The 17,120-nt window shown below is 37.2% G+C and carries 13 protein-coding genes; 11 read left to right on the forward strand and 2 right to left on the reverse strand.

Annotated elements, in window-relative coordinates; translation table 11 throughout:
- Positions 1-67: 67 nt before the first annotated feature.
- The 6 genes from RT41_RS01240 to RT41_RS01265 all read left to right on the forward strand — a co-directional run bounded on the left by RT41_RS01240 (position 68) and on the right by RT41_RS01265 (position 9,588).
- A complete protein-coding gene (locus RT41_RS01240) occupies positions 68-499 on the forward strand; it encodes a hypothetical protein (RefSeq protein ID WP_096816926.1) in 432 nt (143 codons plus the stop codon).
- 223 nt (positions 500-722) lie between these two features.
- Positions 723-2,864 (forward strand): site-specific DNA-methyltransferase, encoded by a 2,142-nt coding sequence (locus tag RT41_RS01245; RefSeq protein WP_096816927.1) that lies wholly within the window; start codon positions 723-725, stop codon positions 2,862-2,864.
- Between the two features lie 12 nt (positions 2,865-2,876).
- A complete protein-coding gene (locus RT41_RS01250) occupies positions 2,877-5,780 on the forward strand; it encodes a type III restriction-modification system endonuclease (RefSeq protein ID WP_096816928.1) in 2,904 nt (967 codons plus the stop codon).
- Between the two features lie 4 nt (positions 5,781-5,784).
- Positions 5,785-7,041, forward strand: coding sequence for a ParB N-terminal domain-containing protein (locus RT41_RS01255; protein ID WP_245811555.1), 1,257 nt, complete (start codon positions 5,785-5,787; stop codon positions 7,039-7,041).
- Positions 7,031-8,893 (forward strand): DEAD/DEAH box helicase, encoded by a 1,863-nt coding sequence (locus RT41_RS01260; RefSeq protein ID WP_096816930.1) that lies wholly within the window; start codon positions 7,031-7,033, stop codon positions 8,891-8,893. Before RT41_RS01255 ends, RT41_RS01260 begins: the two co-directional genes overlap by 11 nt.
- An 80-nt stretch (positions 8,894-8,973) precedes the next feature.
- On the forward strand, positions 8,974-9,588 hold the full coding sequence (locus RT41_RS01265) for a hypothetical protein (RefSeq protein WP_096816931.1): 615 nt from the start codon (positions 8,974-8,976) through the stop codon (positions 9,586-9,588).
- Between the two features lie 291 nt (positions 9,589-9,879).
- On the opposite strand, the gene RT41_RS01270 is transcribed toward RT41_RS01265, so the two are convergent.
- Positions 9,880-10,086 (reverse strand): hypothetical protein, encoded by a 207-nt coding sequence (locus tag RT41_RS01270; protein WP_054638941.1) that lies wholly within the window; start codon positions 10,084-10,086, stop codon positions 9,880-9,882.
- A 79-nt stretch (positions 10,087-10,165) separates the two neighbouring features.
- Complete coding sequence (locus RT41_RS01275) at positions 10,166-12,790, reverse strand: NB-ARC domain-containing protein (protein WP_096816932.1); 2,625 nt, start codon at positions 12,788-12,790, stop codon at positions 10,166-10,168.
- Positions 12,791-12,968: 178 nt separating this feature from the next.
- Between RT41_RS01275 and RT41_RS01280 the strand changes: the two genes are divergently transcribed.
- The 5 genes from RT41_RS01280 to RT41_RS01300 all read left to right on the forward strand — a co-directional run bounded on the left by RT41_RS01280 (position 12,969) and on the right by RT41_RS01300 (position 17,068).
- Positions 12,969-13,337 carry a hypothetical protein gene (locus tag RT41_RS01280; RefSeq protein WP_143467336.1) on the forward strand — a complete coding sequence of 123 codons (369 nt, stop codon included), beginning with the start codon at positions 12,969-12,971 and terminating at the stop codon, positions 13,335-13,337.
- Positions 13,338-13,411: 74 nt separating this feature from the next.
- On the forward strand, positions 13,412-13,978 hold the full coding sequence (locus RT41_RS01285; protein WP_096816933.1) for a hypothetical protein: 567 nt from the start codon (positions 13,412-13,414) through the stop codon (positions 13,976-13,978).
- Positions 13,979-13,991: 13 nt separating this feature from the next.
- Entirely contained in the window at positions 13,992-14,240 is a 249-nt protein-coding gene (locus RT41_RS01290) for a hypothetical protein (protein WP_096816934.1), read from the forward strand.
- Positions 14,240-14,548, forward strand: a complete 309-nt coding sequence (locus RT41_RS01295; RefSeq protein WP_096816935.1) for a hypothetical protein — start codon at positions 14,240-14,242, stop codon at positions 14,546-14,548. The genes RT41_RS01290 and RT41_RS01295 overlap by 1 nt, the downstream gene beginning before the upstream one ends.
- A gap of 348 nt (positions 14,549-14,896) precedes the next feature.
- Positions 14,897-17,068 (forward strand): type IV secretory system conjugative DNA transfer family protein, encoded by a 2,172-nt coding sequence (locus tag RT41_RS01300; RefSeq protein ID WP_096816936.1) that lies wholly within the window; start codon positions 14,897-14,899, stop codon positions 17,066-17,068.
- Positions 17,069-17,120 lie beyond the last annotated feature (52 nt).

The following is a 17,120-nucleotide window of genomic DNA, read 5'->3' on the forward strand; positions in this document are numbered from 1 at the left end:
AGGAATCCTAAATGCTAAAGTCGCTTGGGAGCGGTTTTGTAAAACGGATGATTTTACAGGAGCCAGCATGTTTATGTGTTTGGATACAGATCATTGTGGAATACAACTTACTTTGACAAAATATGGGGATGAAAATGCGAAAAGGAAATTTTTTACGCCACATAAAAGAGAAGGACATTTACAAGAGTGCGTGATGGAGCACGGGACAGAGGAAGAAAAAGAAGAACTTCAAGGGAAATTAAATCCAAATGCTAGCCCTGAAGAGATACGACAAATGTTAGAATTTGGAAATAAGAGTATTGTAGTTCGCGAACATACTGTAAGAAATAACGTAAAGTCTGATGTTTCCATAGCAACAAAGGGAAAGACGGAAGAGGAACAAAAAACTGCAGTTAAACATTATAACAAGCTAAAAAATAAAGTTTTAGCAGATAGTGAAATTACCAGAATTGGTAGTCTGTATAGTAATCCATCAAAGTTTAGGGTATCTTACGCCTAATCAATTTGAAAAAGAAATCGCTTAAAATAAATACATTAAAATTATAAGTTTTTGACTCTAATAAATTGACTTAACGTCAAGAATACCTGAGTATGATCTATCTGTAAAACCTTTGATAGTGGCGGTTTTATGGTATAATGGCACCAATAGTCATTTTACTATTTAATAGCATTCTGTAATTTAAAGTAAAAGACAAAATAATTTATCAAGAGGAAGTGTCAAGATGTTACGAGATAATCAACAATTCAATGAATCAATCAAACCAAATTCTGCTTTTTTAGACGAACTACGTCAAAAAATGCCAGAATTTTTTACCGCTACCAAATATGATGAACAAGGCAATTTGGCTGAATCATCAACCTTTGACAATGAAAAATTTCAACAAGCCTTAAAAGAACATAACATTGATGAGCTATCTAGTGGCTACCGCTTAGATTTCATTGGTAAGAATTATGCCAAGAAGCAAGCGGGTGAACGACCAACCACCGTTATCGTGCCAGATAACGACCATAACCAAAAAGAAGAAAACAAAAATAGCAAAAATTTATTCTTTACCGGGGACAATTTAGAGGTCTTACGCCACCTGCAACAAAACTATGCCAACAGTGTGGATTTTATCTATATTGATCCGCCCTACAATACCGGTTCAGATGGTTTTGTCTACCCAGATAACTTTGAGTATTCCGATGATCAACTTAAAGACATGTTTGCTATAAATGACGATGAATTGAAACGCTTGAAATCGATTCAAGGTAAAGCCACGCACAGTGCTTGGCTAACCTTTATGTATCCTAGACTATATTTGGCTAAAAAAGTGCTGAAAGACACCGGTGTAATCTTTGTGTCCATTGATGACAATGAACAGGCAAATTTGAAGTTGTTGATGGATGAGGTGTTTGGGGAAGCAAGCTTTATCGATCAGTTAATGGTGGAAATGTCAAACACTGGTGGTATGAAGTTGAACGCAGCAAAAGATGGCGCAATAGCTAAAAATGGAGAGTTTGTACTAATATATACTAAACGAAATTATAATTTTGATTCTGTGAAAAGACAGCCTCTTTATGATTTTGTTGAAGGCTTTGATACGCATTACTCTCTTTTCCTAGATGATGACTCTAAGGTGAAACCGCTCATTGAAATTATTAATCAGAATGATTCAATTCTTTTAGATTATTCTACAATAACTGGGGGGACTTCAAAAAAAATTTCTTTAAAATCTTTTGCGGATATATTTGATAAATCTGACGCAGCAAAAAAGTTTGTTCTAGATAACTTGGAAAAGATTACTAGGGAGCGCACTGAAATACCCAATATTCCTGATGCGATTATTAGAGACCTAGTTCAAGGCGAATGGAAGGTTTATAAGTCGGTTAAACGCCAAGCACCCTATAATCTAGGAATTAAAAATGGGATAGTTGTACAATATGCTGCTTTGTCGGAAAATTATAATAAAACAGACAGTTTTAATACAGTTTATGGCAGGTCGGTTATACGTGGAGATTATTGGAAAGAATTTTGGCGAGATATGGGTAACGTATCAAAAGAGGATGGAGTTGAATTTAAAAATGGTAAAAAGCCCATTAGATTGATAAAACAATTGATCAAGTGGTCTGGTGTGAAAAATGGAATTGTCATGGACTTTTTTGCCGGCTCAGGAACAACCGCCTCCGCGGTATTGAACGATAATGCAGAAAATAGTTCAAATAATCAATTTATCTTAGTACAGTTGCCGGAGAACTTAGATGAGCGACTAAATGCGGCAAATTCAAGTAGTAAAAAAGATATAAAAGCTCAGATTAACTTTCTTGATTCACATAAGAGACCTCATTTTATTGATGAGTTAACAAAACAAAGAATTTTTAACGCGAGTATTATTATTAATAATAAATTTAAGAACTTAAGTAAGAATTTTGATTTTGGCTTTAAACATTACCGTGTGGTGGCTCCTACCCAAGAAACCCTTGAGAAAATTGATTATGATGACCAATTACAACTCGACTTATTTGATGATATGATTGACGCATTCTCAAGTGAAAAATTAGGTGTCGCAGGGAATGCAGATGGGTTTGATACCATTTTACACACTTACCTTGCGAAAGATAACTACAAGTTTGATGTACCATTACAGATGAAAGACTTTGCTGGAATTCAGTTACCTTATGTGAACAATCAACGTATTTACTTAATTGCGAACAATTGGCGAGCAGAGAATACGAGAGCTTTGGTCAATGCGATAGGTAAAAATGAATTAGTGGTTCAAACCATTGTTGTCTATGGCTATACCCTGGAAATGGAAAGCTTACGAGAATTAGAGATTGCATTGAATCAACTTGAAAATAAAGTCAATCTACAAGTGAGATATTAGGAGGCTAAAAGCATGAAGATTCTATTAGAAGAATTACCCCATCAGCTTGAAGCCCTTCAAGCATTGGATGAAGCTTTTTATGGATTAGATGAACGCACGACTGATCCAGATAAAGACTATGTCTACGCCAACCCGATTATTAACGGGCGAGGCAATGAGAATACAAACATTGATATCAAGATGGAGACAGGAACAGGTAAAACCTATGTTGGTGTGCGCGCCATGTATGACTTGCATCAAAAATATGGCTTATTTAAGTTTATCGTGGTGGTACCAAGCCCAGCCATTAAAGAAGGCTGGAAAAACTTTATCACGGCGGATTATGCCAAACAACATTTCTCTCAGTACTATGAAAATACTCAAGTCAACCTTAATGTCATCAATGCCGGCGATTTTAATAGTAAAAAAGGCTTACTGCCCGCTCACTTGGTAGAGTTTATTGAAGGTGACCGCTTGAATTCATCGACCATTCATGTCTTATTGATTAATGCGGGAATGCTTAATTCATCTTCTATGAAAAAAGATTACGCTCAAACGCTTTTGTCTGGTTGGACATCCCCCTTAGAAGGACTGAAAGCCACTCGTCCCATTGTGATGATTGATGAGCCCCACCGCTTTCCAAGAGATAAAGCAAACTATAAATCAATTACGGCAGTCGAACCGCAAATGATTATTCGCTTTGGCGCAACCTTTCCTGATGTTAAGGTTGGCAGAGGTCGTCAAGCAACTCTCGTGAAAGACTATTACCGCAAACAACCTCAATTTAACCTCAATGCGGTCTCTTCTTTCAACAACGGTTTAGTTAAAGGCATTGATGTTTATTATCCCAATGTGACTGAGACGGACGCTAAGGACAGGTATGTGGTGGACTCGGTAACCAGCAAGCAATTGGTTTTAAAAAATGGATCAACCACCTATACTTACAGTGTCGGTGAGGACATTGGGTTTGATGGGGATATTTATTATGAAGGAGCTAAGATGCTCTCAAATGGCTTAGAACTGGAAAAAGGTATGGCCTTTTTGCCTGCTACTATGACAAGCTCCTACCAAGAACTCATTATTCGGGATGCCATTGAAAAGCACTTTGAGGCAGAAATACCAAATTTCATGCGGGAAAACGACTATCAACCGAAAGTCAAAACCTTGTCCCTCTTTTTTATCGATTCTATTAAATCGTATCGAGATGAAAAAGGTTGGCTGAAAGAATTATTCGAGAAACACCTGCGTCGCAAAGTAGAAGCGCTGATACGTGAGTTTCGCTTGAAGAAATTGCCTCGGGAGCAAGAATATTTATCGTTTCTACAAGCGACTCTAGCTGATTTAACGAAAAATGTCCATGCGGGCTACTTTGGCGAAGACCGTGGTTCCGGAGATGAAGCGATTCAAGCTGAAGTGGATGATATTTTGAAGAACAAAGAAAAGCTATTGTCATTCAAGGACGAGAAAGGAAACTGGCAGACGCGCCGTTTCTTATTCTCTAAGTGGACGCTCCGCGAAGGCTGGGATAACCCCAATGTTTTCGTTATCGCTAAATTACGAACATCAGGGAGTGAAAATTCCAAAATTCAAGAAGTTGGCCGTGGCCTGCGCTTACCTGTGGATGAGAATGGGCACCGACTTTTGCAGGATGAACTCTCAAGTAAATTACGATTCTTGATTGGTTATGATGAAAAAGAGTTTGCCAATAAATTAGTGGCGGAAGTTAATGCCGATGCGATCGTTAAATTAGATGAGACAAAATTGACGTCAGAGATGATTCAATTAATTATTGAAAAGACAGACAACTTAGATGAAGAAACTCTATTAGAACAACTCGATACTGAAGGTATTATTAAACGTAATAATGACTTTAAAGAGAATGGTTTTGAAAAATTGATGGACTTGTATCCGATTCTAACGGAAACGACACAAGTGAAAAAAGGCAAAATTACCACTGGCGGCCTCAAGGATAAACAGCGGATTAAACTGAATAAAGAGAATTGGCAAAAAATGCGCCATTTGTGGGAGCAATTTTCTAATCGCTATATGTTAGAATTTGACCGCGTGAATGATGAGGCCTTACAACTGCTCATCGATGAAATGATACACAATAAGGATAACTTTACACTCCAGTATCCAGAATTCACGCGCAACGAACTGTATTATCATGATGAAAATGGTGAAATGCGGATACGTGAACAAACAGCCAATTATGACAGCCGTAAACCAATGACTGGTATGAAATATGGTGAATTCTTGCTTAAACTGACACAACGCACCAAATTGAAACCAGCGCAATTGCATAAGAGTTTACTGAGTGCCTTAAAAGAAACCTATCATGGAAATACAAACTATTTAAATGAACTCACTTTGGCTAATCTAGTGCGTGACTTCAAAGAGCGTTTCGAAAAGCGTTATGCCCAGAGTTTTCGCTATCAGGCTTTAGATTTCCAAGCTAGTACCTCTGTGTTTGATGTGGCAACGAATGACTTTAAAGAGGATATTCTGGCGACGGTTATTGGTGTTAATGAAGACAATGATGTACGAGATGATGGTCGACAACTCTATGAAATCCCACCGCTTCGTTATGATTCAGTGAATCCTGAACGAGAACTTTTAAAACGGGGTTATGACTCCACGATTCTTTCTTTTGGTAAATTGCCCAAGAAAGCCATTCAAGTTCCCAAATATATGGGCGGAACCACGACACCCGACTTTGTTTATGTGGTAGAACGTGAAGATCAATCTCATGTCTACTTATTAGTGGAGACGAAAGCGGAAGGTTCCGGAAAACGACTCAGCGATGAACAAATTGTGGCGATTCAGGAGCAATTCTTTGGCACATTAAAAGAACATGGGATTGAGTATCAAGAAGCAACAACGGCTGAAGAGGTCTATGCGAAACTAAGAAAGGTGGCGAAATTACATGATAACTAATTTGATGAATTTAGTAGAATCTGGTGATATTGCAAAAACGGGTGCCAAACCTAAATTACCGACGACCATCCCCAAATTAACAGATACGATGCTTGATGTGTATCGTATCCCGTTGAAATACTTATACTATAATGATGAGAACGGTCGAATTGCTACGCAGATTCGTAGAGAATTTGGAACGCTATCTCCTCATGCGGATGAATTAGATTCGGACTATAACGATAAAATCGCAGCCTTTATTGAGGAAGATAACGCCTCTGCCTTAAAGAAAACTAAAAAATCAATCAAAGAAAAAGGTCAACAAGTCTATGGGTATGTGTTGCAAGATGGTCGTATTATTGACGGGAACCGCCGTTTTACGGCCTTAAGACAGTTGCAAACTGAAGCTGGGACGAGTCAATACTTTGAAGCAGTTATTTTGCCGTTTACTTATGATGCCAAAGCAGACCGCGCTCAGATTAAGCGACTTGAATTAGCCATACAGATGGGAACCGAAGAGAAACTTCAATATGACCCTGTGGATTTAGCGGTAGATATTTATCAAACAATCATCAGCGATAGCTTAATGACGAAAAAAGATTATGCGAATGAAGCTAATATGACTCTCAAAGAAATAGAAAATCGAATAGCAACCATTGAGTTAACCCATGATTTTCTTGAGTTTATTAATGCTTCGACCGAGGCTTATTATATTATCAAAGATGCTAAACTTTATAATCCATTATTTGAGCTTGCAAAGAAATTTGCAAAAACTTTTCCCAATCAGGGACCAAAATACGAACAAACAAAAGAAACGGCTTTTGCATTATTAGGGAAAATGGTCCACACTGGTGGCGATACCGTTAGGGAAGTTCGTGATTATTTAAAGAACATTGTCAGTTCTGTTGATAACGATGATTACAATGATGCTATCGAAGACTTTGTTGAAGATTTTCGGGACAAGCTAGAAAGTCAACCTATCCAATCGGCTGCAGATTACCGCAAACGATTGGAAGAAGCCACGCCAGAATTACGCCAAATCAGTGAAGTGTATAATAAGACCGTTAATCGTCAAAATCGTGGCAAGAATGTCGATAGTTTTATCGCGGATGTAAGGGAGACACTGAATACCTTAAATGATATGAAACGCGGAGATGGTCTAACGGGTAATCTACAGTTCTCAAATTTTTCTAAAGATCAAGTGGCCGAAATTCGGGAGATGCTAGTTAAAATCAATCTTTTAAGTGGTGACCTAATAGAGGTATACGAAGATGAGTTCTAACGTTCGGTTGGTAAGTTTAGATGGATTATTTAAGTTCGTCGATAATGATGAGGGGATTCTAAAAACACGTAAAATTAACCGATTGCTAGAACGTTACCAATCGTTCTTTCAAGATATTGACCAATTAGTACTTTCCAGTGAGTTGAATTATGTTCAGCTCACTGACTTGATTGAAAAGCTTAACGACAGACTCAACGGCAGTCTTGAGGTAGATCAAGAAATACGTGCTTTCATTGAACAAAATCACTATGCCATTAACGAACAGCGAGTTGCTGGGATGACCATTAAAGAGTACGATGGCCGATGGGACGATGAATTACAGAAGTTTAAAGAAGTCATTGATCAAGAAATCAGTCGCCCATTAAAATCCCAACAAGTCCAAGCAAGTTTTTATCTGGCAACTATGAGACGGGCTACGAATTTTAGTGTGCCTGGTGCAGGAAAAACAGCCATGACCTATGGCGCATTTGCTTACCTTTCTTCTTCAGCACTGGATGAAGTGAATAAACTATTAGTCATTGCACCACTGAATGCCTTTGAAGCTTGGCGCACAGAATTCATCGAAGTATTTGGTGATAAGCGCCAACTTTCCTTCATGAACTTGAAAGACTTTGATAATCCAGCTGACATCCGAACGAATTGGGGAATAGCCAATGTGATTGTAATTAATTATGAATCGCTCTTTGGATGGAAACTGTCGGTTTTGAATGCCTTAATTGATGAAAAGGCAATGATAGTGTTCGATGAGGTGCATCGCATTAAAAATCCGGTAGGAAAACGTGCGCGAAACGCTTTAGAGCTAGGTAAGCAAGCCCGTTATCATTACGTACTTACGGGAACACCTATCCCGAATTCTTATAAGGATATTTATAATTTTCTACACTTGCTCTATGACAATGAATACGAGTCATTCTTTGGTTGGAATATTCATGAGTTGGAGGTGTCAAATGCGAATGAGATTAATGAGAAGATGCAACCTTTTTTCTGGCGCACGACAAAAAAAGATTTAAACGTTCCTGAAGCAGAACCAGACCAGCTAGTCATTGTCCAACCAAGTAGCAGACAAGCAGATTTGTCCAAAACGATTCACGAAGTTGAGACCAATGTTTTAGGGCGATATATTCGATTGCTACAAGCTTCAACCAATCCCGCTCTTTTAACTGAAAAAATCAATTTACAAGATTTAGGTTTCTTATTTGATGAGATGGATTATACGTTGGGTTCTGCGCTGGATTCGGCCGAACAAAGCAAAGCAAAACAACGTATGTATCTTGATGCAGGAGTAGACTCGATGGTGACACCCAAGTTTCTTGCTGGAATGCAGCTCATTGAGCAACTTGTTGCTGAAGGCAAGAAGGTTATTGTCTGGGGGATGTTTGTTGGCACCATGCACAAAATCGACAATGCGTTAAAAGAAAAAGGAATATTATCGCATTTGATTTACGGCCAAACCCTTAAAGAGGACCGTGTTGAGTTGATCAATCAATTTCGTAGTGGTCCCGTTCAAGTGCTGATTTCAAATCCGGCAACCTTAGGAGAATCCATCTCATTGCACCAAACAGTTCATGATGCGGTCTACTTTGAATACAACTTTAATTTGACTTTTATGCTGCAATCGCGTGATCGTATCCATCGTTTAGGACTAGCTGATGATCAATACACACGCTATTATTATTTGATGACAGAGGGAAACAAGGCGCACAACGGCTTTATCGATCGACTAGTTTATAATCGGTTGAAAGAGAAAGAGGCTGTGATGATGAATGCGATTGAGGGGAGTCAACTGATACCAGAGGTGACGGATGACTATTTGGAAGATGTGAAGAAAATAATCACAAAGATCAGAATATAGAATATTAATTGCAAAATGATTGAATAGTGGACCGGATAAATTATTCGCTAATCTCTGCTTTTTGAACTTATAATTTTTTAATGTTGATGGACTTATCTTTAGTATATGACTACACATTTAATATAACTTGTCATTTCAATACTTCTGTATCGGATTTAGATCTTGTAGCTAAAAATGTTAGAGCTTTCGCGAAAATTGAGAATAATAATACTAACAATATTTCTATTGTTGGAACTCTGAGTGCAAGCAATATAGGAGATATAACCGCATCACCTAATGATGGAAGTATTGGAAAATTCTGGTCTGAAGCATATATTTTTGGCAATACAAGCTATCGCGTTGAGTTCGTCCCAAACTCTGCGAAATACTATAACAGCAGGCGTGGTCTCAGTAATAATACTTTTTCCAAAATAGATAATGAAATATTTTCTAAAAGTGGCGCTCTTATCGGAACAGATTATATGAATGGGGAACTCAAAAGTGGACGGGGCTCTGATGGTAGTTCTAAGTTCGATGGCTATATAACTTTTGAAGTAATAGTAAAAGAAAATAATATTACTAATTCATGGAAAGATTTTTGGAGGGATCACCCTAAGACAGAAACTACGGTTATCGGCCTTGTAGGAGTATTTATAGGCTGGTTGTTCTCTCAAATTTATAGGCATATCTTTAGTGGAAAAAATAAAAATAATTAGAGAAAGGAAAGTTTACCAGACCCACGCGATTCCAGCGTCCAACCCACCGAACAAATTTGTGAATTTATGACTCACAAATCCGTCTGAGGAAACGTAAAGTAGATTTTTTATATCAGGTACAATCTGTAAAGTAGCATCAAGTTTATTTTCATACCACCAAATTTTTGAAGGAAAATTTTGGTCAAAGTGAACGGTTTTGTGTTGGAAAAGTTAAGCAATAAGTTAGTTTGGCTGCACAAAATATGTAAAAAGACATCAAGAATTTGATATTCCGGATGTCTTATTTTTAGATCAATTTTTTAGAAGTTTTTCCAATTCTTTTTGATAATCGCGTGTATATTTTATATCCAAATACTTTGAATAAATCGCAACCTCTTCATGAAGTCCTAATTCAATCAACATAAATTCTAACACATTGAAAACATGACTCGGTTTTTGAATATCTTTGATATGTTCAAAAAGTTCTTCGCGATGTGATGCAAAATAATTCGAACTCATACAATTAACTTATAAGAAAAACCGTAAGATAGTAGTGAAGGCTTGTGGAGTTTCTTATAAACAATGCACTAAAAACAAATTATGGAACTTTTTTGTCTTGTTCCTTATCCAAATAAAAAGGATTATATGCAAATAAAATTCCTTCCAATATTCGTTTTTTTGCGAATTCATCCATAGTTGATTTCTTTATGAAGTGGTATTTATCACAAAGGGATTGTTTGTATGCATCAACCCCTCTGTTTTTGCAAACCAATAACATATGTTTTAAATATTTGTAGTTTTCTATCGAAACATAACGTGTATCATCAGTCTTAAGTTTTTTAAGGAAATTGAGCATTTTTCTTGATTTTTCAAGATATTCTTCAGCAGAAGTATAATTTTTAATAATAATATATCCTCGAGCGATGTTTGTAAAACATAAAAGGTCTAGTTCCGCATAATTTTTATAAACAATATCGTTTTGAATGTGAGAATAAGAAAAATTTTCTTGTAGTTCCGTTAATTTCTGGATACAGGGTAAGATTTTTTCTTTCTGTTCATAATCACAATAAAGCCACAGAAGCTCTTGACTGATATTAATATAATCAAATTGATATACTAGTTTTTCTTTATTTATCAGAGGATGCTTGGTAAGAAGCTCTTGATACAATGATTCTTGTTTCATGAATGAGTTTTTCGATTTTTCTGTAGATAACAAAAATATCATTATAATATCTAAACTTATCTCGATCTGGTAGTTTAAGCTATCAAATGTGTCTGGCTCGTCATTTATTAGATATGATGAATCCTTGCATTTTTCAAAATCACCTGCATTCATTTGTTTTAGGATACTTTTTGCTTGCTGAATGTAGACTTTGCATCTTTCCTTGTAGAAATTGTAATGCTTTGAGGTCATATAATATAGCTTGTAAGCATAATCATTTATCAAGAAAATAAAGTTAAAAGACTTTTCAATATATAAGAAACTTTCGATAAACGAAGTTATTCTTAATACGAAATCCTCATTGATAACACTCGTACTTCGTATTTCTTTCCAGTATATGTCGCTTTCTACAATATGTGAGAAGTGTTGGTAATAGACTGTGATATCAAACTGATTTAGGACTAAAAGAGCGCAAGCGTCATGTATTGAATAAATATTTTGATCACGTTCTGGGAATTTTTCAGATTTTAACCACCCTAGCTTAACCATTTTTTCTAAGTATTTCATTGATTTTAAATCAAACCAGTCCATTGCCTGCTCTCGCGTGAAACTAGCCTTTTTAAAAATTGAAAAACCTATTAATATAGAAATCTCCTCTTTGTGAAGATATTTTTGCATAATTGAAAACAATTTAACTAATTGATCTTTGACAGTTTCATTTGTAGTTAATCTCGGGTGGTTTGTTGAAATTTCGACATCGCTATATGCGAGATTATTTTCCGAAAGGAAGCTTATGATATTATTTAGTAAGACCCTTTCCTCGTTACAGCTTTTAGAAACAAGCTCAATGGATATAGTATGAAACCCCAATAATTGAATGATTGTAGATATTTTTTCGTCATCATATTCTGCGGAGTAATAATCTTTAAATAGAGAAATACAATTATCTAAAGACAATGATTCGAGTTTGTGTCTCTTTAATCCAGTATAATCCAAGAACTCGGTAGTAGTAATCAATACAGTGCAGTTGAATGCAAGTAAATCAGATAATAAGCTATCTTTTTCAAACCCTTCTTTAGAGCTGAAATTATCGATTATAAGTAGTAATTGAGTTCCCATATCCTGAACCCTTTTTAATAGAATGCTCTGGGTGATTTTAGGCGTCCCATCTTCATTCATAGCAGGATAGAATTGACGAAATAAAGAAGATTCTAAGTCATTTTCAAAATCAATCCAAGCAAAATACTTAAACTCTCCACTTTCTTTTGCCTTATTCCAAAACTCTTTCGCAAACTCGCTCTTGCCAATACCAGATAGACCTTGTATAAACACCTTACCATTACCATCTGCTAATTCTTGTTGCAATGTATCCCATTCGTCTAGGCTTCTTTGTTTATATTGCTCAACAATGAGGCGAGGATTTTTTGTAAGAAATTCAATGTTTGTATTTTTGCTTTTCAGGAGTTCATCTGATGTTGACCGCTGCCCGTTAATTTTTTCGGGAATTCCCAATGCTTTTCTTTCTTCGATTATCCTGTTTTCTCGCAAGAAATCGTCACTTATTCCTCGGGAACCTTTGTTAATTCTAAAAGCTAGAACATCTATTAGACAATGAAATAGGAAAAGCTTATTGTTGGGATTTGTTTCGGATTCTCTTACAAGTTTGGTTAAATTAGAGTTTAAATCTTCGGGGTTGTAATCTTCAAGAACTGTAATACATTTATGTATGAGGTAGGCATATATTTCTGGAATGAAAAAATCGAAAATTTCATCAAATTCATTAGATGTAATATATTGCTCAGTTATCTCATCATCTGATAGACCGTAAATACTTCTAGCCTCTGCGGAATGGTCATCGGTAATTTCAAGTGGAGGTTTTTCTCCTGCTGCCACATATTTTTGAGCTGCTTTTTCATCGTTTCCACAAACTGAGCTAGGTAGAATCAAATAAAATAGTCTTTCCGCGATCTTAGGGCGAGAACGTGACACATTGTCTCGAATAGTTTTTCTTGACGCTATTAAAATGTCGACAAAACTCTTAAAATTCCAATCATTATTCATCTTTAGCACCTCTGTTATTACTTTAATTGTATCAAACGTAAGAGAGAATTGCTATTGACTTTTTTAGTGATATGTGATTATATAATGGCGGTAGATCTTGCTAATATGCGACATACTTCCACAAGCCGCTTGCTTGTGGAAACGCAAGCAAAATCTATGGCGCAAGAAAGGCTGTATTATGAAACAGTCAAAAGAAATTACACCTACGAAAATTTTGGAGAATGCTTTGTATATTTCAATTCATAACCTCCTCGAAATCGTAAATGCTGAAACTGAGCTTAACCTCGATGTGATTCAAATTGTACTGAGATTGTGGTTTATGTATGGCATGGATAAAAAAGTCATCGCAACCGCCATAGAGTATGCAATGGATGATGTTATGATAGGTGCTCTTATTGATTGGTTTTACAAAGAGATGCTTGACTTTGAACATCCATTAGTTCTCCAGGAATTTGCTATTGAGAATTTTAATAAAATCCTTGTCGAAGACCACGAATTTTTATCCGAATGGATTAAATTAAGGGATGAAGGTAAAGTTTATTTTTGAATGGTGTAGGAAAATCGCGTCATTACGGTAAGTAATGACGTTTTTATTTTTCTCAAAAAATTCTCAAATTTAGAGTGTATTTCTCAAATGAGAAACATCAAAATGAAGGTGTAAAGAAAATTTGTTGGTATTTTTTAACAAACTATAAGGAGAAACTGTATGAGAAAAAAACATTTCATTGGCGTAAATCAGCCTTTCCATTTACACCAGCAGAGGTGCATCAAAATGCAAAAGACTGGTCGAAACAACAACAAGAGCGAGAGATTTTCTTTTCCTCGCCAAATTTCAAGAGTAAATGGGATCAAAAAGACAATCAACAATTTAAGGAGAATAAAATGAACGATTTAAAATCTATTAATGGTGAAATCATTACACCTGCTAACTTCAGCAACAAAAACCTTAGTTATGGTATAAGACGTCAAGCAAATCGTGACGCGCAACTCGCCATAGCAAAAACTTTTGTCGGCCAAATGAAAGTTCAGGGCAAAGCTCGTCTTACGCAAACTGCCATGATGGAAACATCAAATCTAGCTAATACTGCACTCACGATTTCACAGATCTATCCCGATGCTTCGCCATATGTTCAGCATTTACTTCAGGCATTTGTTAGCGGTGCAGCAAACGATATATACAATTTTTAGGGAGGTGCAAAAAATGCTGGGATTTCTTTTCTTTATCATTTTGGTAGGCATCGCCATTTATTTAGTAAGCCTATCCTCGAGTTGTGACGTTAATATTCAGGTAAACGTGGACGATAATTTGGTAATTGAAGCTCAAGAACAACTTGCCCGCGAAATGTTAACCAAATTTGAAATCGAACAAAATGCTGCAGAAGCACATCACAAAATGATGGTAGAAGCTATTTGGCAAGAATACTGCAAACGCACAAAAGGAGTTCAATAATGGAAGTATTATTTGTTGTACTTAGCATTGAAATTGCGATTTATGTATGTTTTGACTTGGAAATTGTCCCTAAAAACAAACCCAAGAATATCAAGGAAAAACAAATGATTTGTGAATTACATGCACAAGCTGAGATAGATCGTAAGTATTACGAGACAAAATATCAGATGTTGGAAATTGCTAAAAATGAAGAAATTAATAGAGTAATAGCTGACTTTAAGAGAGTTGGCTACGGGCATTACACTTATGCCAATAAAATTTACAACACCCCCAAAGTCAGTACAAAAAATCAATCTCTCTTATCTTGACAACTGATAGCTTTATTGTCTCATCGTAAAGCCTTATATCTGTTAACGCTCTTGAAACCGTCAAATGATCGTGTTTAACTGCAAGCATGATTAGCCAAACGAAAGGAGTCAAGTGCTAGGTATAGAGCATAGGAATCGCAACAAATATTGTGAAATGGAAAGTGGGTTGCGCAATGAAAAAATATCTTACGAGTGCCATCCAACTCGTCTTTACGTTGGCGCTACTGCGTGTCGCATTGGCTATGTTCAATTGTCTCTTGCCAGAGCTCATCGTCATCGGCGGTATTATAAGCGCCATCTTGTTAGTGCGTGCTTATCGCAAATCCAAGAAGGATTGGTGGTGAGAACATGAGTCGAAAATATCAAGACCTGATTTTCAGAGAAGTCTATTGGCCGCGGCCGATTGAATATAATTCTGTTGAAAATTTCGCGAAAAGCCTCGCAACCTTTCCACATCGAAACCCTTTGATTTGGGAGATCAGGGGTCAGGAAAATAAAATTCATTTTTATCTTGGCGGCGAACGTGATGAACTGGTACGCTTGAAATCTCTTTTAAACATTCAAGGCGCTGTCGAATTAGGCAAGCCCCTGAAAGCAGAAGATGATAAGAGACCAGCAGTTGACTTCGCGAGAGAGTTAGCTTTCTCCCAGTCTACAATGTCTTTCAAAATTGATGAAAGCGAACTGCTAACGCGTTCAACACTAGCTGCGCTTGCGGGTGCTGGTAAAGATGAGTCGCTTGTCTTTCAGCTCATGATCGGTCGTGCTTTCACGGGCAGTCTAGCGCCAGCTCATTTTCAAAAACCTAATCCTAGTTTTTGGCAGGTTCTTTCAGGCATCCCTGAAGCCAGTAAATCTGAAACTTCAGCCATGTCTGAAAAAGTAAGCACTGCGTCGATGAATGTTTTGCTTCGCCTTGGTGCCTCAAGTCAAAATAAAAGCCATGCTCAAAATATGCTCAGAAGTTTGTATGCTAGTTTGAGGTTGACTGAGACGGCAGGCGTGCATTTAAAACAGCGAGACTGTCGAAGTGACCTCTTGAACAGCGCTAAAATTCCTCTGCGATTTACAAATCGTCTATCAATCTCTGAGCTAAGTAATCTCTTTCTTTTACCAACAGGCGAGGCTAATTTCAGAGGTGTACGTGATATTCATCCGAAACTGTTATTGCCAAGTAAAGATTATGTTTCAAAAAATTCGCGAACTTTTGGCGAAAGCCTCAATCAAAATCCAGAAGACAAGAAATTGCTCAATCTGCCAAGCCAACAAGCCTTGAAACATTTGCACGTGATTGGTCCGACGGGTTCAGGAAAATCTGTGGTGCTTGAGAATCTGATCCTGTCTGATATTCGCGAAGGCAGAGGTGCGATTGTGATTGATCCAAAGTATTCGCTGGTACAAAGTTTGTGCGAAAAAATACCTGCAAATCGGATAAATGATGTGGTGGTGCTTGATCCAACCTGTCCGAATCCAGTCGGTTTAAATCCATTTGCCTACGCTGATGAGACAAGACCTGAGCTCCTCGCGGAAACGGTGATGACCAGTCTCAAATCTTTGATTCCGGATATGGGCATCTATGGCGAAAAAATGTTAACAGGTGGCATTTTGACCTTAGCCATCCATGGACAAGCAACCCTGCTTGAATTACCCCTGTTGTTTTCAAATGCGCAGTTCAGAAAGAAAGTGACATCGGCTTTAAAAGATCCTTACCTTAAACGTTTTTGGCAAGATTTTGACAAACTGTCTGAAAGTGAAAAACGTATGCAAGTCGCGCCACTTCTAAATCGTTTGGAGCCAATCCAAGTCAGGCAGAGCTTGATAGGGATTCTTGGTCAAGTCAGACCGAAATTTGATTTACGTGAGGTTTTCACTAAAAATAAAATTCTACTTGTTCCGCTCAATTCAGGTTTAGTGGGCAAAGATATCAGCGAATTCGTGGCAAGTTTGGTGATTGGTCTCCTCTGGGATTTTACGTTGAAAAGGGCGAGTCTGCCTGAAAATGCTCGAAATCCAGTGGTGCTATATATTGATGAGTTCCAGAATTACCTCAAAAAATCTGCGGCAGATGTTTCGGAAATGCTTGCGATGTCAAGAAGTCTTGGTCTAGGGTTTTGTTTCGCACATCAAAATCTCGGTCAGTTGCCGAGAGATTTGAAAGAGACGATTATGATAAATGCTCGCTCAAAAATTGTTTTCAATCTGACGAAATATGATGCGCGAGAGTTCGCTATGCTATCGGACAGTTTGAGCGAGACAGACTTCATGAAACTACCACAGTATCAAATCTACACCAAATTAGAGGCCGACCAAGGCAGCACCGATTTTATTTCAGGACAAGCATTTCCACCAGGGAAAAGTCTGAGAGATCCTTTGGAAATATTTGCCCAATCAGCTAAGCATTATGGTGGCGATCGAAATGAGATTGAAACTCGGATGAATGACCTCAACCAAGAAATAGAAGAGTTTTCAAGTTCCAAACTGACTAGAAAACCTAACTATGAAAGAGAGAAACCAGGGTGAGCTGGCTAAACAGTTTGACCAAAATCATAACTTTTCTATCTGAAAAGCCTGT

It is taken from the genome of Lactococcus fujiensis JCM 16395 (assembly GCF_002441655.1).
Lineage (GTDB): Bacteria > Bacillota > Bacilli > Lactobacillales > Streptococcaceae > Lactococcus > Lactococcus fujiensis.